General features: G+C 63.4%; 19 protein-coding genes. 16 read left to right on the forward strand and 3 right to left on the reverse strand.

Translation table 11 applies throughout. From position 1 onward, the window contains the following. Window positions 1-32: 32 nt before the first annotated feature. On the reverse strand, window positions 33-1,226 hold the full coding sequence (kynU, locus tag MN188_RS01860; protein WP_242105299.1) for a kynureninase: 1,194 nt from the start codon (window positions 1,224-1,226) through the stop codon (window positions 33-35). Further along, window positions 1,223-1,984, reverse strand: coding sequence for an SDR family NAD(P)-dependent oxidoreductase (locus tag MN188_RS01865; protein WP_242105308.1), 762 nt, complete (start codon window positions 1,982-1,984; stop codon window positions 1,223-1,225). Before MN188_RS01865 ends, kynU begins: the two co-directional genes overlap by 4 nt. A 160-nt stretch (window positions 1,985-2,144) precedes the next feature. Here MN188_RS01865 and MN188_RS01870 point away from each other — a divergent pair, with 160 nt between their 5' ends. The 3 genes from MN188_RS01870 (at window position 2,145) to MN188_RS01880 (ending at window position 5,828) form a co-directional block, all read left to right on the forward strand. Then, window positions 2,145-2,594 (forward strand): methyltransferase family protein, encoded by a 450-nt coding sequence (locus MN188_RS01870; protein WP_242105310.1) that lies wholly within the window; start codon window positions 2,145-2,147, stop codon window positions 2,592-2,594. A 173-nt stretch (window positions 2,595-2,767) separates the two neighbouring features. After that, window positions 2,768-4,339 (forward strand): Re/Si-specific NAD(P)(+) transhydrogenase subunit alpha, encoded by a 1,572-nt coding sequence (locus MN188_RS01875; protein WP_242105321.1) that lies wholly within the window; start codon window positions 2,768-2,770, stop codon window positions 4,337-4,339. Between the two features lie 13 nt (window positions 4,340-4,352). Continuing rightward, window positions 4,353-5,828, forward strand: coding sequence for an NAD(P)(+) transhydrogenase (Re/Si-specific) subunit beta (locus MN188_RS01880; RefSeq protein WP_242105324.1), 1,476 nt, complete (start codon window positions 4,353-4,355; stop codon window positions 5,826-5,828). 114 nt (window positions 5,829-5,942) lie between these two features. Here MN188_RS01880 and MN188_RS01885 read toward each other — a convergent pair whose 3' ends face one another. Next, on the reverse strand, window positions 5,943-6,494 hold the full coding sequence (locus MN188_RS01885) for a pseudouridine synthase (protein WP_242105326.1): 552 nt from the start codon (window positions 6,492-6,494) through the stop codon (window positions 5,943-5,945). 128 nt (window positions 6,495-6,622) lie between these two features. Here MN188_RS01885 and MN188_RS01890 point away from each other — a divergent pair, with 128 nt between their 5' ends. The 13 genes from MN188_RS01890 (at window position 6,623) to ftsZ (ending at window position 19,282) form a co-directional block, all read left to right on the forward strand. Next, window positions 6,623-7,549: a DMT family transporter gene (locus MN188_RS01890; RefSeq protein WP_242105334.1), complete on the forward strand. Its 927-nt coding sequence runs from the start codon at window positions 6,623-6,625 to the stop codon at window positions 7,547-7,549. A 97-nt stretch (window positions 7,550-7,646) separates the two neighbouring features. Continuing rightward, the gene (ftsW, locus tag MN188_RS01895) at window positions 7,647-8,816 is read left to right on the forward strand and encodes a putative lipid II flippase FtsW (RefSeq protein ID WP_242105345.1); all 1,170 of its coding nucleotides are present in this window, start codon (window positions 7,647-7,649) and stop codon (window positions 8,814-8,816) included. Window positions 8,817-8,818: 2 nt separating this feature from the next. Beyond that, window positions 8,819-9,913: a UDP-N-acetylglucosamine--N-acetylmuramyl-(pentapeptide) pyrophosphoryl-undecaprenol N-acetylglucosamine transferase gene (locus MN188_RS01900; RefSeq protein ID WP_242107323.1), complete on the forward strand. Its 1,095-nt coding sequence runs from the start codon at window positions 8,819-8,821 to the stop codon at window positions 9,911-9,913. Further along, on the forward strand, window positions 9,910-11,310 hold the full coding sequence (murC, locus tag MN188_RS01905) for a UDP-N-acetylmuramate--L-alanine ligase (RefSeq protein WP_242105353.1): 1,401 nt from the start codon (window positions 9,910-9,912) through the stop codon (window positions 11,308-11,310). The genes MN188_RS01900 and murC overlap by 4 nt, the downstream gene beginning before the upstream one ends. Before the next feature lie 21 nt (window positions 11,311-11,331). Continuing rightward, the gene (locus tag MN188_RS01910) at window positions 11,332-11,589 is read left to right on the forward strand and encodes a hypothetical protein (RefSeq protein ID WP_242105360.1); all 258 of its coding nucleotides are present in this window, start codon (window positions 11,332-11,334) and stop codon (window positions 11,587-11,589) included. Then, a complete protein-coding gene (locus tag MN188_RS01915; RefSeq protein WP_242105363.1) occupies window positions 11,582-12,769 on the forward strand; it encodes an APC family permease in 1,188 nt (395 codons plus the stop codon). Before MN188_RS01910 ends, MN188_RS01915 begins: the two co-directional genes overlap by 8 nt. After that, the gene (locus tag MN188_RS01920) at window positions 12,766-13,020 is read left to right on the forward strand and encodes a DUF2484 family protein (RefSeq protein WP_242105365.1); all 255 of its coding nucleotides are present in this window, start codon (window positions 12,766-12,768) and stop codon (window positions 13,018-13,020) included. Before MN188_RS01915 ends, MN188_RS01920 begins: the two co-directional genes overlap by 4 nt. Beyond that, the gene (locus MN188_RS01925; RefSeq protein WP_242105367.1) at window positions 13,017-13,268 is read left to right on the forward strand and encodes a DUF2484 family protein; all 252 of its coding nucleotides are present in this window, start codon (window positions 13,017-13,019) and stop codon (window positions 13,266-13,268) included. Before MN188_RS01920 ends, MN188_RS01925 begins: the two co-directional genes overlap by 4 nt. Then, window positions 13,268-14,191, forward strand: coding sequence for a UDP-N-acetylmuramate dehydrogenase (gene murB, locus MN188_RS01930; RefSeq protein ID WP_242105373.1), 924 nt, complete (start codon window positions 13,268-13,270; stop codon window positions 14,189-14,191). Before MN188_RS01925 ends, murB begins: the two co-directional genes overlap by 1 nt. Window positions 14,192-14,260: 69 nt before the next feature. Next, the gene (locus MN188_RS01935; protein ID WP_289052981.1) at window positions 14,261-15,184 is read left to right on the forward strand and encodes a D-alanine--D-alanine ligase; all 924 of its coding nucleotides are present in this window, start codon (window positions 14,261-14,263) and stop codon (window positions 15,182-15,184) included. Then, window positions 15,172-16,071 (forward strand): cell division protein FtsQ/DivIB, encoded by a 900-nt coding sequence (locus MN188_RS01940; RefSeq protein WP_242105376.1) that lies wholly within the window; start codon window positions 15,172-15,174, stop codon window positions 16,069-16,071. The genes MN188_RS01935 and MN188_RS01940 overlap by 13 nt, the downstream gene beginning before the upstream one ends. Beyond that, window positions 16,068-17,402, forward strand: coding sequence for a cell division protein FtsA (ftsA, locus tag MN188_RS01945; protein ID WP_242105379.1), 1,335 nt, complete (start codon window positions 16,068-16,070; stop codon window positions 17,400-17,402). Before MN188_RS01940 ends, ftsA begins: the two co-directional genes overlap by 4 nt. Window positions 17,403-17,668: 266 nt before the next feature. Continuing rightward, window positions 17,669-19,282 carry a cell division protein FtsZ gene (gene ftsZ, locus MN188_RS01950; protein WP_242105381.1) on the forward strand — a complete coding sequence of 538 codons (1,614 nt, stop codon included), beginning with the start codon at window positions 17,669-17,671 and terminating at the stop codon, window positions 19,280-19,282. Window positions 19,283-19,345: the final 63 nt, after the last annotated feature.

Below are 19,345 nucleotides of genomic sequence, written 5' to 3' on the forward strand. Positions count from 1 at the left end.
CCGGCAGGCTCATTTTGTCAAATTGACCCGGCCTAGGTCACCGCGTTGCGGACCTTGTATTTTTCCTGATCCCAGATCCGGTTCCCGATCACCTTGGCGATGATTTCGACGGCGCGGTCCACGTCACCTTCGTCGGTATAGAGCGGGGTGAAGCCAAAGCGCATGATGTCGGGGGCGCGAAAATCGCCGATCACGCCGTGGTCAATCACGGCTTGCATCGCGGCATAGCCGTGGTCGAAGCGAAAGCTGACTTGCGATCCGCGCTGATCTGCATCGCGCGGGCTGGCCAGGGTCAAATCGGGGCAGGTGGCTTCAATCCCTTCGATGAAGCGTTCGCACAGGGCGACGGAGCGTGCGCGTAGGGCGTCCATGTCGACCTGATCCCAGATGTCCAGGGCCGCGTCGAGGGCCGCCATCTGCAACACCGGCGGGGTGCCCACGCGCATCCGCTCAATGCCCGCGCCGGGGCGGTAGTCGAGGTCGAAGGCAAACGGCGCGTCATGGCCCAGCCAGCCCGACAGGGCGGGGCGCACATGCGCGGCGTGGCGCGGGGCGACATAGATGAAAGCCGGCGCGCCGGGGCCCGCGTTAAGGTATTTGTAGGTGCACCCGACCGCGAAATCGGCTTGGGCTTCAGACAGATGCACCGGGAAGGCGCCGGCGGAATGGGCCAGGTCCCAGATCACCACAGCACCCACCGCATGGGCCGCGCGGGTCAGCGCCGCCATGTCGTGGCGCCGTCCGGTGCGGTAATCGACTTGGGTCAGCATCAGCACCGCAAGGTCGTCGTCGATGTGATCCAAGACCTCCTCGGGCGCGACGGTGACCAGTTCGTGCCCCTTGTCCAGCGCGCCGATCAACCCCTCGGCCATGTAAAGATCGGTGGGAAAGTTGCCACGGTCAGACAGGATCTTGCGCTTGCCCGGCACCAGCTCCAGCGCCGAGGCCAAGGCCTGGTAGACCTTGATCGACAAGGTGTCGCCGGTGGTGACATGGCCCGGTTCGGCCCCGATCAACCGTCCGATCCGATCTCCCAGCGCGGTGGGTTGCGCCATCCATCCGGCTGTGTTCCAGGCGGTGATCAGCATCTCGCCCCACTCATCGGTGATCGTCTGCGCCACCCGGGCCGCCGCCGTCTTGGGCAGCGGGCCCAGCGAATTGCCATCCAGATAGGTCACGCCGTCGGGCAGTTGAAAAAGCTGCTTTGTCGCGGCGAAATCCATCACACTTGTCCCCCGGAAATCTCGATCGTCTGGCCGTTCACGCTGTCCGACCCCGGCAAGCACAGCCACAGCGCCGCTGCTCCGATTTCCGCGGGGGCGATCAGGCGCTTGTGGCGGTTCTGGCTGGTCATCATCTTCAACGCCTCATCGGCGCTGGCGCCGGTTTTGTCGGCGATGATGTCGATGTTGCGGCTGACGATGGGGGTATCGACATAGCCCGGGCAGATCGCGTTGAAGGTCAGGTGCGAGCGCATGTAGTCTTCGCTCATTGCGCGGATCAGGCCGATCAGCCCATGTTTCGAGGCCGAATAGGCGGCGCCGCCTTTCAGCCCGCGAACGCCTGCGATGGAGGAGATCGCGATCATGCGCCCCCAGCCCGCCGCTTCCATGTCTTCAAGGGCCGCCCGCATGGTCAGGAACGCGCCGTCGAGGTTCGTGGCCATCGTGCGGCGCCAGAAATCGAGCGAAGTTTTCGGCACCGTGCGCCCCTCGGCAATGCCCGCATTGGCAACGTGGATGGTGATCGGGCCATTCGCGGCACGGGCGGTTTCGAAACCTGCCTTCACGCTGGCCTCGTTGGTCACGTCCATCACCAGCGGGTGCAGGCGCGGATTGTCCTGGGCGACCTGCTCCAGCACCTCGATGCGGCGGCCCGTGATGGTCACCTCAGCCCCGGCGTCTGCCAGCGCCTGCGCGATGGCCAAGCCAATGCCTGTGCCGCCGCCGGTCACCAGCGCGTGTTTTCCTGTCAGCTCGGCCATGTCGGTCCCTCCGGTTTTGCGCTACGGTATCGGGCAGGGCGCGGGACGCAAGGGCGATGTTGGCGCAAACCGGATTGCTTTTGCATTCGACATCGTGAATATGAAAACCTCTGGGGGACGACATGCGCGCACATATTTACAAACGACCGGGGATCGACCCGTGCTGAAATGGCTGGACATTCCACCAACCTGGCTGGGCGCGGCCGTGGCCGCCGCCTTTGGCCTCGACTGGCTGGTGCCGGGGCTGGGGTTCAACTGGTCGTGGTCGAAGCTGCTGGGCGACGGGTTGATCACCTTCGGCCTGGGCGCGATGGCGCTGGCGCTGTGGGAGATGCTGCGCGCGCGCACCACCTTTATCCCGCGCCGGGTGCCGACCGCCTTCGTGCAACAGGGGATCTATCGCCTGACGCGCAACCCGATCTATCTGGGGGACGCGATGATCCTGGCCGGTCTGATCCTGCGCTGGGACGTGCTTTTGGCGCTGCCGCTGGTGCCGCTGTTTGCCGGCTGGATTACCCGACGATTCATTCTGGGCGAAGAAGAGGGGCTTCTGGCCGCCTTCGGGGATGAGTTCGACGACTGGAAAACCCGCGTCCGCCGCTGGCTGTGACGCGGGGAATATGATCATACCGGGTAAGAAAATGTCGAATATCCGGGAAAAAAGGTCGCATCGTTGCGTAAGGGGGTGAAACCCGATGCTGCGGCGCGTATAGGAAACGGGAAACTGCCATGGGGACGGGATTCCCCCGCCTGTGGTGACGAACGGGAGAAGGGATAAGACACGTGAAAATCGGTGTTCCTAAGGAAGTGTTCGAGGGCGAGAACCGGGTTGCTATGACCCCGGAATCGGCCGGAATGCTGCAAAAGCTGGGTTATGACTGCGTGATCGAGACCAAGGCCGGTGCGGCCGCCGGGTTCTCGGACAAGACCTACAAGGATGCAGGCGTCGAAGTGGTGAAAACCGCCGCCGCCCTGTGGAAGGCGGCCGATATCGTCGCCAAGGTGCGTCAGCCCAATGCCACGGAATTGAAGCGTCTGCGCGAAGGCCAGACGCTGATCAGCTTCTTCAACCCCGCCGTCAACGAAGATGGCATGGCGGCTGCGAAGAAGTCCGGAGCCAACGTCATCGCGATGGAAATGGTGCCGCGCATCAGCCGCGCACAGAAGATGGACGCGCTGTCGTCGATGGCGAACATCGCGGGCTACCGCGCCGTGATCGAGGCGGGCAACAATTTCGGCCGCTTCTTCACCGGTCAGGTGACCGCCGCCGGTAAAGTGCCGCCCGCCAAGGTTCTGGTTGTCGGCGCCGGTGTTGCCGGTCTGGCCGCGATCGGCACCTCGACCAGCCTGGGTGCGATCACCTATGCGTTCGACGTGCGCCCTGAAGTGGCCGAGCAGGTCGAGAGCATGGGCGCCGAGTTCGTCTACCTCGATTTCGAGGAAGACCAGGCGGATGGTGCCGCAACGGGTGGCTACGCCGCCGTGTCCTCGCCAGAGTTCCGTGAGGCGCAGCTGGCCAAGTTCCGCGAGCTGGCCCCTGAGGTCGACATCGTCATCACAACGGCGCTGATCCCCAATCGCGAGGCGCCTGAGCTGTGGACCGAGGACATGGTGAAAGCCATGAAACCGGGCTCTGTCATCGTTGACCTTGCGGCGGAAAAGGGCGGCAATTGCAAATTGACCGTGATGGATGAGAAGATCGTCACCGACAATGGCGTGACCATCGTCGGCTATACCGATTTCCCGTCGCGCATGGCGTCGCAGGCCTCCAGCCTTTACGCCAACAACATCCGTCACATGATGACCGATCTGACGCCTGAAAAGGACGGCCAGGTCAATCACGACATGGAAGACGACGTGATCCGCGGCGCCACGGTGACCTTTGAGAAGGAAATCACCTTCCCGCCGCCGCCGCCCAAGATCCAGGCCATCGCGGTGCAGCCCAAGGCCGAGGTCAAGGAACTGACGCCCGAAGAAAAGCGCGCCGCCGAAGCGGCTGCGTTCAAAGCACAGACGAAAAGCCAGGTGACCCTGCTGGGCATCGGCGGTGCGCTGATCCTGCTGGCGGGGCTTTATGCACCCGCGAGCTTCATGCAGCACTTCATCGTCTTCGTACTGGCCGTGTTCGTGGGCTTCCAGGTGATCTGGAACGTGGCGCATTCGCTGCACACGCCGCTGATGGCGGTCACCAACGCGATTTCGTCGATCATCATCCTGGGGGCGCTGATGCAGATCGGGTCCAGTTCGTTCCTGGTGATCGTGCTGGCGGGCCTGTCCATCTTCATGGCCGGGATCAACATCTTCGGCGGGTTCCTCGTCACACGGCGCATGCTTGCCATGTTCCAGAAATCTTAAGGAGGCCGGCGTTATGGAATTCGGTTTCACGACTGCCGCCTATGTGGTTGCGGCTGTTCTTTTCATCCTGTCGCTGGGCGGTCTGTCCGGGCAGGAAAGCGCGAAACGCGCGGTGTGGTATGGCATTGTCGGCATGGCGCTGGCGGTTGCGGCGACCCTGGTCGGCCCCGGGTCTGGCCTGTGGCTGCTGTCGCTTCTGCTGATCGCCGGTGGCGGCATGATCGGTTATTACGTTGCGCAAAAGGTCCAGATGACCGAGATGCCGCAGCTGGTTGCCGCGATGCACTCGCTGGTCGGTCTGGCCGCGGTCTTCGTCGGCTATATCGCGCATATCGAGATGGGCAATGTCGCAGCTCTGATCGCGTCCGCGCCTGCCTCATTGAATGACGCGGGTATTCAGGAATGGTTGCATGGCCAGCACCTGGGCACGTTCGAGGCGCTGATCTCTCATAAGACGCCGGTTGAACTGTCGATCCTGCGGGTCGAGCTGTTCCTGGGTGTGTTCATCGGTGCGGTGACCTTCACCGGCTCTGTTGTGGCTTATGGCAAACTGGCGGGCAAACTGACCTCGTCTGCGGAAAAGCTGCCCGGCGGTCACATGCTGAACGCCGCGGCTGCGATCATTTCCGTGATCAGCCTGATCTGGTACTTCAACACCGGTGGCTTCATGCCGCTGTTCGTGATGACGCTGGCGGCGCTGTTCATCGGCTATCACCTGATCATGGGCATCGGCGGCGCCGATATGCCGGTGGTTGTGTCGATGCTGAACAGCTACTCGGGCTGGGCCGCAGCCGCCATTGGCTTCTCGCTGGGCAATGACCTGTTGATCGTGGTCGGCGCGTTGGTGGGCTCCTCCGGTGCGATCCTGTCCTACATCATGTGTAAAGCGATGAACCGCTCGTTCATCTCGGTCATCCTGGGCGGTTTCGGCGGCACCACGGGTCCGCAGATGGAGGTCGAGGGCGAACAGGTCGCGATCGACGCCGACGGCGTTGCGGCGGCTCTGGAAGAGGCCGACAGCGTGGTGATCATCCCCGGTTACGGCATGGCCGTGGCACAGGCGCAGCAGAACGTGGCAGAACTGACCCGTCGCCTGCGCGCCAAGGGCAAGACCGTGCGCTTCGCGATCCACCCGGTCGCGGGCCGTCTGCCTGGCCACATGAACGTGCTGCTGGCCGAGGCCAAAGTGCCCTACGACATCGTGCTGGAGATGGACGAGATCAACGATGATTTCCCGGACACGGATGTGGCCATCGTCATCGGGTCGAACGACATCGTGAACCCGGCGGCACAGGAAGATCCCAACAGCCCCATCGCCGGCATGCCGGTTCTGGAATGCTGGAAAGCCAAGCAGGTGTTCGTGTCCAAGCGCGGGCAGGGCACCGGCTATTCGGGCATCGAAAACCCCCTGTTCTTCAAGGAAAACACCCGGATGTATTACGGCGATGCGAAACAGTCGCTGGATACACTGCTGACGCTGATCAGCTAATCCACGGGTCACGGAAAACTGGTAAAGGGCGCCTTCGCGGGCGCCCTTTTTTCATCCAAACGGGGCAGGGCGTTTCGCAGGGGGGGAAGTGGTCGTTTCTTGCCCGCGTGGGTGCTACCAGTGGTGCAGCGGCGCTTCGCGCCATTCGCCGGGGCGCAGGTTGTCCAGTGTCCACGGTCCGATCCGAACCCGAACCAGCCGCAGCGTGGGAAACCCGATCGCCGCTGTCATGCGCCGCACCTGGCGGTTGCGGCCTTCGCTGATCGTCAGTTCGATCCAGCGGTCGGGAATGGCTTTGCGCACCCTGATCGGCGGCACACGGTCCCACAGGTCGGGCGGATCGATCAGGCGTGCCTTGGCCGGGCGAGTGCGCCCGTCTTTCAGCGTCAAACCCGTGCGCAGCGGGGCAAGGTCGTTGTCGCCGGGTTCACCTTCGACCTGCGCCAGGTAGGTCTTTTCCATTTTGTTTTTCGGATTGCTGATCTTTGCCTGAAGTCGTCCATCATCCGTCAGCAGCATCAACCCTTCGCTGTCGCGGTCAAGCCGTCCAGCGGGATATACGCCGGGCTGGTTGATGTAGTCCGATAAAGTAGCCCGCTTGGTCGGGCTTTTCGTGTCGGTGAATTGTGACAGCACGTCGAAGGGTTTGTTGAAGATGATCAGCATGCCCCTGATTAGCGGTGCCGGGGCGGTCGGAGCAAGCCCGTCTTTCGGCACCGTTCCCACCCACCCACCCCCCGGCGCCGAAAGACGGGCAGGGTTGCATCGTGGCGGGGATACGCTAGGGCTGGGGCATGAACACATCCCGCGCCATTCTTCTCAAGCTTGCCTCGGTGGCCGGGTTCGTGTCGATGGCGTCGCTGATCAAGGCCGCAAGCGATGGCGTGCCGCCGGGCGAGGCGGTGTTTTTTCGCTCTCTGTTCGCCATTCCGGTCATCCTGCTGTGGCTGAAGATTGACGGGAACCTACGCCTTGGGCTGCGCACGAAAAACCCGCTGGGCCACTTGTGGCGCGGGCTGGTGGGGACCACGGCGATGGGGCTGAATTTCTCCGCACTTGGGCTGTTGCCGCTGCCCGAGGTGACGGCGATCTTTTATGCCGCGCCGATCCTCACCGTCATTTTCGCCGCGATGTTTCTTGGCGAACAGGTGCGCGCGTTTCGCCTGACGGCGGTGGCGTTGGGCATGGTCGGCGTGCTGATCATCCTCAGTCCGCGCCTGACGGCCTTTTCGGCGGGCGATGTCAGCTCGGCCCAGGCGCTTGGAGCGATGTTTGCCCTGACGGCCGCGACTTTTGCCGCACTCGCCAAGATCTTCGTGCGCAAATTGGTGGCGACGGAGCACCCGGCGACGATCGTCTTCTACTTTTCGCTGACCGCAACCACGCTGTCGCTGGTCACGCTGCCGTTCGGCTGGGTCGTGCCAAGCGGCACACAGTTGGTGTTTCTGGTGCTGGCGGGGATCATCGGCGGCGTGTCGCAGGGATTGTTGACCACCGCGTTTCGTCACGCGGATGCGTCAATGATTGCCCCGTTCGACTATGCGTCGATGTTGCTGGCGCTGACCATCGGCTATTTCGTCTTTGACGAGGTGCCGACCGGGCCAATGCTGGCCGGGGCAGGCATTGTCATTGCGGCAGGCATCCTGATCATCTGGCGTGAACGTCAGCTGGGGCTGGACCGCAAGAAGGGGCGCCAGGCGATGACACCGGGCGGGCAATAGGGCACAATCCGGTCTGGATTCAAAGGGAAAATCACGCTAGACTGCCACTCAGACCCGGAAAACGGGCGTGTATTAAGGCAGTGTCAGGCGGTATCTCATGACCGAAATGGTTTATGGCTCCCTTCCCAAGAGGGACGGCGACCCCATTCTTCCCCGTTGGTGGCGTACGATCGACAAATGGTCGGTGTCGTGCATTCTTATTCTGTTTGGTGTCGGGCTGTTGCTTGGCCTTGCTGCCTCGCCGCCCTTGGCCGAGCGCAACGGGCTGGACCCGTTTCACTATGTCGAGCGGCAAATTATCTTTGGTTGTGCTGCACTGGCGGTGCTGTTTGCCACAACGATGCTGCCTCCGCAAATGGTGCGCCGACTTGGCGTGCTGGGCTTTCTTGCGGCCTTTGCAGCCCTTGCGCTGCTGCCCGTGCTGGGAACGGATTTCGGCAAGGGTGCGGTGCGTTGGTATTCGCTGGGCTTTGCGTCCGTCCAGCCGTCCGAATTTCTGAAGCCCGTCTTCGTGATCGTGTCGGCCTGGCTGATGGCGGCAAGCCATGAAATCAACGGCCCACCCGGTAAGTCGATGTCGCTGCTTCTGGCGATCATCATCGTCGGATTTCTGGCGATGCAGCCCGATTTCGGGCAGTCCGCGCTGATCCTGTTTGGCTGGGGGGTGATGTATTTCCTGGCCGGGGCGCCGTTCACCTTGTTGATCGGCATTGCCGGTGCCGTCGTTCTGGTCGGCATGTTTTCGTATAACAATTCCGAGCACTTTGCCCGCCGCATCGATGGGTTCCTGAACCCCGAGGTCGATCCGACCACGCAGCTGGGATACGCCACCAACGCGATCCGAGAGGGCGGCTTTTTCGGCGTCGGCGTGGGCGAGGGGCAGGTGAAATGGTCACTGCCGGACGCGCATACGGATTTCATCATCGCGGTCGCGGCCGAGGAATACGGGTTGATCCTGGTCCTGATTATCATCGCGCTTTACGCCACCATCGTGGTGCGGTCGTTCCTGCGCCTGATCCAGGAACGTGACATGTTCATCCGGCTGGCGGGCTCGGGTCTGGCGGCGATGTTCGGGGTGCAGGCGTTGATAAACATGGGGGTCGCAGTGCGGCTTCTGCCCGCCAAGGGCATGACGCTTCCCTTCGTCAGCTACGGCGGATCGTCGCTGATCGCTGGCGGGGTCGCGCTTGGCATGCTTCTGGCCTTTACGCGTACGCGCCCACAGGGGAAAATCGGGGATATCCTGATCCAACGAGGCCCCAGATGAACATTACGCAAAAGCTTCTGGTGATTGCAGCCGGAGGCACCGGCGGTCACATGTTTCCGGCGCAAGCCCTGGCCGAGGCGATGTTGCGCCGTGGCTGGCGGGTGAAACTGTCCACCGACGCGCGCGGCGCACGCTATACCGGCGGCTTTCCCCATGTGGTCGAGATCGAGCAGGTCTCCTCGGCCACCTTTTCGCGCGGCGGGGCGTTGGTGAAGCTCGGGGTGCCCTTCAAAGTGCTGGGTGGCATTCTGGGCGCCACGCGGCGGATGCGCCGGGACCGGCCCGCGATCGTCGTGGGCTTCGGCGGGTACCCGACCATTCCCGCGTTGGGGGCGGCGACGCTTCTGCGCCTGCCGCGCATGATCCATGAACAAAACGGCGTTCTGGGCCGGGTCAACCGGATCTTTTCCAAACGTGTTAACAAGATTGCCTGCGGCACCTGGCCAACCACGCTGCCCGATGGGGTCGCGGGCCTGCACACCGGCAACCCGGTGCGCAGTGCCATTTTGGAGCGCGCCGGTGCGGGCTATATCGCGCCGGGTGACTACCCGATGTCAATCCTGGTGATGGGCGGCAGTCAAGGTGCGCGGGCCTTGTCCGACAACGTGCCCGCCGCCATCGCGGCCCTGCCGCCCGATCTGCTGCGCCATGTCTCTGTCAGCCATCAGGCGCGCGACGAAGACCAAGCGCGGGTAACGGAATTCTATGACGCCCACGGCATCCGCGCCGATGTACAGCCGTTTTTTACCGACGTGCCGCGCCGGATGAGCGAGGCGCAGCTGGTGATCAGCCGGGCAGGGGCCGGGTCGATTTCGGACATCAGCGTGATTGGCCGCCCGTCGATCCTGATCCCCTATCCCCATGCGACCGAGGACCACCAAAGCGCCAATGCGCGCGGGTTGGTCGACGCCGATGCCGCCATCCTGATCCCCGAAAGTCAGCTTGACGTCGCGACGCTTTCGGCGCAAATCGCGGCTGTATTGCAAAACCCCGAAGGGGCCCGCCAGATGGCGCGCGCCGCCCTTTCGCAGGGCATTCCAGACGCGACGGACCGCTTGGTGGCCTTGGTTGAAGAATTGACAGGACATGTGACATGAGTGCAGCCGCCACCAAGCTTCCTACAGAAATGGGATTAATCCACTTTTCGGGCATTGGCGGCATCGGAATGTCGGGCATCGCTGAGGTTCTTCTGAACCACGGCTACCGGGTCCAGGGGTCGGATCTGAAAGCGTCGAAGATCACCGACCGGCTGGCCGATCTGGGCGCCGAGATCTTCATCGGTCAAAAGGCCGAGAACCTGGACAATGCCGAGGTCGTGGTGATTTCCTCGGCGATCAAGCCGGGCAACGCGGAACTGGACGCGGCACGCGCGCGCGGCCTTCCGGTGGTGCGCCGGGCGGAAATGCTGGCGGAACTCATGCGCCTGAAATCCAACATCGCGGTGGCGGGCACCCATGGCAAGACCACGACCACGACCCTGGTTGCCGAGCTTCTGGTCAAGGGCGGGATCGACCCCACCGTGATCAATGGCGGCATCATCCACGCCTATGGTTCGAACGCGCGGATGGGGCAGGGTGAATGGATGGTGGTCGAGGCGGACGAAAGCGACGGCACCTTCAACCGCCTGCCCGCCACCATCGCCATCGTCACCAACATCGATCCCGAGCACATGGAGCATTGGGGCGACTATGACAGCCTGAAACAGGGCTTTCTGAATTTCGTGTCGAACATCCCGTTCTATGGGCTTGCCGTGTGCAACACGGACCACGGCGAAGTGCAGAACCTTGTTGGCAAGATCACGGATCGGCGGGTGACGACCTATGGCTTCAACGCCCAGGCCGACGTGCGTGCGGTCAACCTGACCTACAAGGGCGGGGTGGCGCATTTCGATATCGAATTGCAGCCCGAGGACACTGTGATCGAAGGCTGCACCCTGCCGATGCCGGGCGACCACAACGTGTCCAATGCGCTGGCGGCGGTGGCCGTAGCGCGCCATCTGGGCATGAAACGCGCCGAAATCCGCGAGGCGCTGGCGTCGTTTGGCGGCGTGAACCGCCGCTTTACCCGCGTGGGTGAGGTGGACGGCGTCACCATCATCGACGATTACGCCCACCACCCGGTGGAAATCACCGCCGTTCTGAAAGCCGCGCGTCAGGCCACCGAGGGCCGCGTGATCGCCGTGCACCAGCCGCACCGCTTCACCCGCCTGCATTCTTTGTTCGACGATTTCTGCGCCTGTTTCAACGAGGCAGACGTGGTCGGCATCGCGCCGGTTTATGCGGCCGGGGAAGACCCGATCGAGGGCGCAAGTCGGGATGATCTGATTGCCGGGCTGGTGTCGCACGGGCACCGCCACGCGCTGGCGGTCGACAACGAAGACGACCTGCTGGCACTGGTGAAATCTGAGGCCAAGTCGGGCGACCTGGTGGTGTGCCTGGGCGCGGGCACGATCTCGGCCTGGGCCAACGCGCTGCCCGCGCGGCTGAAAGGCTGACTTTGTCTGGGAGCTGAGGCAATGAACGGTTTTGTAGCAGCATTTTGCTTCATCCTGGGACTGGGGCTTGCCCTGCGCCCCACTGCGCTCCTCCGCGCGTTGTTGTTCAAACCGGCCGTTCTTGCCATGGTGCTTTTTCTTGGCCTCGGGGCGGCCGCCTTGATGCGCGATCTGACGGTGGAAAACGCCACGACCATCGGGATCGGGATGGGCGTCGCCGTTTTTGGGGGCTTGGATGGGGGCGCTTTGCGCCGATGGGGTCGAGGGCGCGATGTCTGACGCACTCAAACGCCGATTGGGCCTGGGCCTTCTGACCACCTATGGCGTTGGTGTCATGGTGGGGGCGGGCATCTATGTGCTGGTGGGCGCCGTGGCGGCCGAGGCCGGAGTGTTTGCCCCGCTGGCCTTCCTGATCGCGGGTCTGATCGCCGCGCCCTCCGCGCTGAGCTATGCCGAGCTGAGTTCGCGCATTCCCGAAGCATCGGGAGAGGCGGCCTATGTCGAGAAAGGCCTGGGCCTGCATTGGCTGGCGGTTCTGGTCGGGCTGGCCATCGTCGTCGCAGGCACGATCTCGGCCGCCGCCGTATTGCGTGGTGGCGTGGGCTACCTGACTGCCATCGTCGACATCCCCGCCGAATACGCCATCATCGGCATCGGGGCTGCGCTGACCTTCGTGGCCCTGGTGGGCGTTTTGGAAAGCCTGTCCCTGGCCGCGTTGTTCACCATCGCCGAGGTCATCGGCCTGATGGGCGTGGTCTGGGCCGGGTTCAGCGCGCCGCCGGTGGCGGATCTGACCGCGCTGCCCACCCCGCATTGGCCCGGCATCGCCGCCGCGGCCGCACTTGCGTTCTTTGCCTTCATCGGCTTCGAGGACATGGTGAACATGGCCGAAGAGGCGCGCGATCCGACCCGCACGCTGCCCCGCGCGATCCTGATCGCTTTGGTCATCACCACGCTGCTGTATGCGCTGGTGTCGCTGGCGGCGGTGCGCGCCGTGCCGGTTGAAGTGCTATCGGGGTCCAATCGTCCGCTGATCGAGGTCTGGACCCGTGGCACAACCCTGACCCCGGTGGTTCTGTCCGCCATCGCGGTGGCGGCGGCGCTGAACGGGGTGCTGGCGCAGATCGTCATGGCGGCGCGGGTGCTCTTTGGCCTTGGCCGCCGCGAACCGCTGTTGCGGGTGTTTTACCACGCACATCCACGCTTGGGCACACCGGTTTTGGCCACGCTGCTGCTGGGTGTGGCGCTGATTACAACCGCTTTGACCCTGCCGGTCGCGCAGTTGGCCGAAATGACCGCAACGGTGCTTCTGGTCGTGTTCGCCATTGTGAACATCGCGCTGATCGCGCTGAAACGCGAAACGCCCGTGGCGCCGTTTCAAACCCCCGCTTTCGTGCCCTGGATTGGGCTTTTCTTCGCGCTGGCCGCCTTGGCCGCAACCGTCTGGAGCAACCTATGAGCCCCGTTCTGATCCTGTCATGCCTGTGGGTGCTGGCCGCGACCTTGACCGCGCTGTTGCCGATGCGGCTGCAATTTGCGCCGGGTATCACGCTGCTGATCGCCGCGCCGATCTTGTTGGGTTACATCGGATATCAGCACGGGGTCTGGTTTTTCATCGCGGGCATGCTTGCCTTTTTGTCGATGTTCCGTAATCCGTTGAAATACCTGATCCGCCGCGCACGTGGCGAAAAACCGGAGCTGCCGAAATGACCCTGTCGCTGTCACTGGCCTGTGCCTGGGCTGTCCTTGCGAACGTGATCGCGATGTTCCCGTCGCGCCGGGCGCATTGGCCCGCTGCCTATGGGTTGATCGCGGTAGGCATCCCGCTGCTGGGCTATGTGACATATGAAAACGGGCCGCTGGTTGGCCTGATCGTGGCGGGTGCGGGCATGTCGATCCTGCGCTGGCCGGTCATCTACCTGACCCGCTGGCTCCGCACGCACCTGGGAGGGGCGTAATGAAACTGCCGGAGGTGCGGGGCACCCTGACCGAGAACCGTGACCTGTCCAGCCTCACCTGGATGCGGGTGGGTGGCCCTGCGGACGTCTTGTTTCAACCTGCGGACGTGGATGATCTGCGCGCCTTTCTGGCCGCATTGGACCCGTCCGTGCCGGTGTTCCCGATGGGGGTCGGGTCGAACCTGATCGTGCGCGATGGCGGCATTCGCGGTGTCGTGATCCGCATGGGACGCGGCTTTAACCAGATCGAGATCGACGGAACGCGCATCACCGCAGGCGTGGCCGCCTTGGACGCCCATGTCGCGCGCAAAGCGGCCGCCGAAGGGCTGAACCTGACCTTTCTGCGCACCATTCCCGGTGCAATTGGCGGGGCTGTGCGGATGAACGCGGGCTGTTACGGCGACTATGTGGCCGATGTTTTCGTGTCTGCACGCGCAGTGACGCGCGCGGGCGATCTGGTGACGCTCACCGCCGAAGACCTGCAATTCCAATACCGTCAAAGCACCTTGCCCGAAGGCTGGGTGTTGGTCGATGCCACGTTTGAGGCGCCAAAGGGCGACGCGCAGGCGCTGGAGGCCAAGATGGCTGCCCAGCTGGCCAAACGCGATGAAACCCAACCCACCAAGGACCGCACCGCCGGATCGACGTTCCGCAACCCGGCCGGGTTTTCCTCCACCGGGCGTGCCGATGACAGTCAGGACCTGAAGGCCTGGAAAGTGATCGAGGACGCCGGCATGCGGGGTGCCACGCGGGGCGGGGCGCAGATGAACCCGATGCACGCGAATTTTCTGACCAACACCGGGGATGCCACCGCCGCCGACCTGGAGGGACTTGGCGAAGAGGTGCGAAAAAAGGTTTACGAAACCAGCGGCATAACGCTAGAATGGGAAATCAAGCGGGTCGGCGAAACGACCCCGGACTAAGCCCTTAAGGCAGAGGGCGACCAAGAAGAACGATTAAGGGTCGGCAAACGACCCAGGTACGAGGCGAACGTGGCGGACAAGTCGAGCAGGACTGTCCCGAAAGTTGCAGTTTTGATGGGTGGCCCTTCGGCGGAACGCGAAGTGTCCTTGTCATCCGGGCGCGAATGCGCGGCGGCTTTGCGGGGCGAAGGATACGAGGTGATCGCGCTGGATGCCGGTCCCGACCTTTGCGCACGCCTTTCAGAAATCAAACCCGATATCGTGTTCAACGCGCTGCATGGCCGCTGGGGCGAAGATGGCTGCGTGCAGGGGCTGCTGGAGTGGATCGGATTGCCGTATACGCATTCCGGCGTGCTGGCCTCGGCGGTGGCGATGGACAAAGAGCGCTCAAAGCAGGTGTTTCGCGACGCCGGATTGCCGGTGGTCGACAGTGTTCTGGCCCTCAAGGAAGACGTGATGGCGCGCCACGTGATGGCGCCGCCCTATGTGGTGAAGCCGAACAACGAAGGCTCCTCGGTCGGAATCTATATCGTGAACGAATCCGCCAATACGCCGCCGCAGCTGTCCGATGACATGCCCGAAACCGTGATGGTCGAAGCCTACGCGCCCGGGCGCGAGATGACGACCGCCGTGATGGGCGACCGCGCTCTGTGCGTGACCGACATCCTGACCGATGGTTGGTATGATTATGACGCCAAATATGCCGAGGGTGGATCGCGCCACGTGCTCCCCGCCGACATTCCCGCCGATATCGAGGCCGCCTGTCTGGACTATGCCCTGCGCGCGCATCAGGCGCTGGGATGTCGTGGTGTCAGCCGCACCGATTTCCGCTGGGACGAGGCGCGCGGCCTGGAGGGGCTGATCATCCTGGAAGTCAACACGCAGCCCGGCATGACGCCGACCTCCCTTGTGCCCGAACAGGCCGCGCAGTTGGGGATGTCGTTCGGCGATACCTGCCGCTGGATGGTCGAGGACGCCTCATGCAACCGATGACCGCAACCCGCCCCGCGCCTGCCGCGGCGAAACGTGACCCCGCGCCGTCGCGCGTGGCCTACAAGGCGCATCGCCTGTGGTTGACCCCGCTGTTTCGACAGTTGATGCGCGTCGGCGTGCCGGTGTTTCTGCTGACGATGGCGGTGGGCTGGTATTTCTCGAACCCGACGAACCGCTTTGCGATCATGGAAAAAGTGCAGGAAGTGCGCCGTTCGGTCGAAGAGCGCCCGGAATTCATGGTCAAACTGATGGCGGTCGAGGGTGCAAGCCCGGTTGTGTCCGACGCGATCCGCCAGATGATCCCAGTCGATTTCCCGGTCTCCAGCTTCGATCTGGACCTGGATGCAATGCAGGCCGAAGTGGCCGAGCTGGACGTGATTGAACGGGTCGACCTGCGCATCCGCCCCGGCGGGGTGCTAGAGGTTGCCGTGACCGAACGCACCCCCGTCGTGCTGTGGCGTGCGGCCACCGGGCTGGAAATGCTGGACGCGACGGGCCACCGTGTGGCCTCGATCTCGGCGCGCAACGGGCGTGCCGATCTGCCGCTTTTGGCAGGATCCGGGGCACAGGACGATGTGCCCGAGGCGCTGGCACTGTTGGCTGCCGCCGGTCCCTTGGCCCGCGACATCCGCGGTCTGGTGCGGATGGGCGAACGGCGCTGGGATATCGTGCTGGACGGCGAACAGCGCATCCAGCTGCCCGAACAGAACCCGGTGCAGGCGCTGGAACAAGTCATCGCGCTGGACCAGGCGCAGGACCTTCTGGCCCGCAACCTCACATTCATCGACATGCGCAATCCAGCGCGCCCAACCCTTCGTATGGCCGCCCCGGCCGTTGAAGAGTTGCGGCGCATCAAAGGCCTGGAACTTGGAGGCCCCGCCCAATGACCGATCTCTACGAACAACAACGCGCGATGCGCGCCATGCGAACAGCCGCGATGCAGCGAGGCGTGGTCGCGATCCTGGATGTCGGCACATCCAAGATCTCGTGCCTGGTGCTGCGCTTTGACGGCCCCGACCATTTCCGCGATGCCGACGGGGTGGGGGCGATGGCCGGACAATCGGCGTTTCGCATCATCGGGGCTGCGACCACCCGGTCACGCGGCGTGCGCTTTGGCGAGATTGACGCGATGCAGGAAACCGAACGTGCGATCCGCACCGCGGTGCAGGCAGCGCAGAAAATGGCTAACATTCGCGTCGACCACGTAATTGCCTGTTTTTCAGGTGCGCAGCCGCGTTCCTATGGCCTTGCGGGATCGGTTGAGCTTGAGGGCACCTCGGTGAGCGAAAACGACGTGGCACGGGTGCTGGCCTCCTGCGATGTGCCCGATTTCGGCGAGGGGCGCGAAGTGCTGCACGCCCAGCCGGTGAATTTCGCGCTGGACCATCGCTCGGGCCTGGGCGATCCGCGCGGCCATGTCGGCAACCGTCTGTCGGTTGACATGCACCTTCTGACCGCCGACAGCGCGGTGATCCGTAACCTGCTGTATTGTATCAAACGCTGCGACCTTGAGGTCGCCGGACTGGCCAGTTCGGCCTATGTCGCGGGCATTTCGGCCCTGGTCGAAGATGAACAGGAGTTGGGTGCGGCCTGTATCGATCTGGGGGGCGGGGCCACCGGCCTGTCGATCTTCATGAAGAAACACATGATCTATGGCGACAGCGTGCGGCTGGGCGGCGATCACGTGACGCAGGATATTTCCAAGGGTCTGCAAGTGCCGCTGGCCACGGCCGAGCGGATCAAGACCTTTTATGGTGGTGTGCATGCGACCGGCATGGACGATCGCGAAAAAATCGAGATCGGCGGCGACACCGGCGATTGGGAACATGACCGGCGCACAGTCAGTCGCGCCGAGCTGATCGGCATCATGCGCCCTCGGGTCGAAGAGATCCTGGAAGAGGTGCGCGGCTGTCTGGACGCCGCAGGCTTCGAGCATTTGCCCAGCCAGCAGATCGTACTGACCGGCGGCGGCAGCCAAATTCCGGGTCTTGACGGGCTGGCCCCGAAGATCCTGGGCCAGCAGGTGCGCATCGGTCGCCCGCTTCGCGTGCAGGGCTTGCCGCAAAGCGTCACCGGCGGTGCCTTCGCCTCCTCGGTCGGGCTGTGCCTGTTTGCCGCGCATCCGCAGGATGAATGGTGGGATTTCGACATCCCCACCGACAGCTATCCGGCCCGCAGCCTGCGTCGTGCGGTGAAGTGGTTTAAGGACAACTGGTAACGTCTTGAGAAGGTTCAAATGATCCGCTTGGGTCGACTTATCCACATACCACCACACTTTGTGTGTTGGGCGAAATCCTGCTGAAAACCCCCTGAAAACACCTACATTTTGTGGGTTTTTGGCGTTTTTTACGTGACCTGTGGGGGCATTTTGGGTAAGACTTATCCCCAATAGGCAAAAACTCCCGCGAGTCAGCGGGGCGGAATGGTACATGCGTCGGGTGGGGACACGCCGGACGTTTAGACAACAGACAGGCGGATATATCCATGACTTTGAACCTCACCATGCCCGGGCAGGACGAAGAATTGAAACCTCGTATCACGGTATTTGGCGTGGGCGGGGCCGGCGGCAACGCCGTGAACAACATGATTGAAAAAGAGCTCGACGGGGTCGAGTTCGTGGTCGCCAATACTGACGCGCAGGCGCTGCAGCAGTCGAAATCGGCCAGCCGGATCCAGATGGGCGTGAAAGTCACCGAAGGTCTGGGCGCTGGCGCGCGGGCCTCGGTTGGTGCTGCCGCCGCTGAGGAGACCATTGAAGAAATCGTCGACCACCTGGCTGGCGCGCACATGTGCTTTATCACCGCCGGCATGGGCGGGGGCACCGGCACCGGGGCCGCGCCGATCATCGCGCAGGCCGCCCGAGAGCTGGGCGTGCTGACCGTTGGTGTCGTGACCAAGCCGTTCCAGTTCGAAGGCGCCAAGCGCATGCGCCAGGCCGAGGACGGCGTTGAGGCGCTGCAAAAGATGGTCGACACGCTGATTATTATTCCGAACCAGAACCTGTTCCGTCTGGCCAATGAAAAAACCACCTTCACCGAGGCCTTCAGCATGGCCGACGACGTGTTGTATCAGGGTGTAAAGGGCGTGACCGATCTGATGGTGCGCCCCGGCCTGATCAACCTCGACTTTGCCGACGTGCGTGCGGTGATGGACGAGATGGGCAAGGCGATGATGGGCACCGGCGAAAGCGAAGGCGAAGATCGCGCCATCCAGGCCGCCGAGAAGGCGATCGCCAACCCGCTGCTGGACGAAATCAGCCTGCGCGGGGCCAAGGGTGTGCTGATCAACATCACCGGTGGTTACGACCTGACCCTGTTCGAGCTGGACGAGGCCGCCAACCGCATCCGCGAAGAAGTGGACGCCGAGGCCAACATCATCGTCGGTTCGACGCTGGATACCGGGATGGAAGGCAACATGCGTGTCTCCGTCGTGGCCACGGGCATCGATGCGGCTGACGTGACCCAGGAAATGCCGGTGCCGCGTCGCCGCATGGCCGAACCGCTGCACACTCCGACCGAGGTCGAGGAAAAGCTGGAAGCCGAAGCCCCGGCCGCTATCGCAGCCGCTGCGGCGATGGATGCCGCCCCGGCGCCTGCCGCCCATGCAGAGCCGTCGCTGTTCGACGAAGATCTGAACGCGACCGAAGCCGCCGCCGAAGAGCAGCTGGAAAATGTGTTCCCGGCCGAGGACGCTGGTGGCGACCTGCCGCCGTCCGCTTATCAGTCGCGCATGGAAGAGACCCCGGAGCCTGTTGCCCCGGCGGCATATAGTGATGAACCCGCAGTGGCGCAGTTCACAGCCCCCAAGGCCCCGGCACCGGGCACCCCTTCGCCCGAGGCACTGGCCCGTTTGCAGGCCGCTGTGTCGAGCCAGCCCAGGGCCCAGGCGCAACCCGAACCTCATGCCGAGGCTGAAAAACCGCGGTTTGGCATCAACTCGCTGATCAACCGGATGACCGGGCAGGGGACTGCCGAAGGTGCGCCGGCCCAGCCCGCCCGTCAGCAGCCGCCGGTTCAGGCGCAGCACGCCGAGCCGGCAATGGACCCGGAACAGGAAAAGGTGGAAATCCCCGCCTTCCTGCGACGCCAGGCGAACTGAATACGTCACAAATGACCACGGTGGGGCCAGCATTTGCTGGCCCTTTTCCATTTTATTTCAATG

Source organism: Aliiroseovarius subalbicans (assembly GCF_022678625.1).
GTDB classification, from domain to species: domain Bacteria; phylum Pseudomonadota; class Alphaproteobacteria; order Rhodobacterales; family Rhodobacteraceae; genus Aliiroseovarius_A; species Aliiroseovarius_A subalbicans.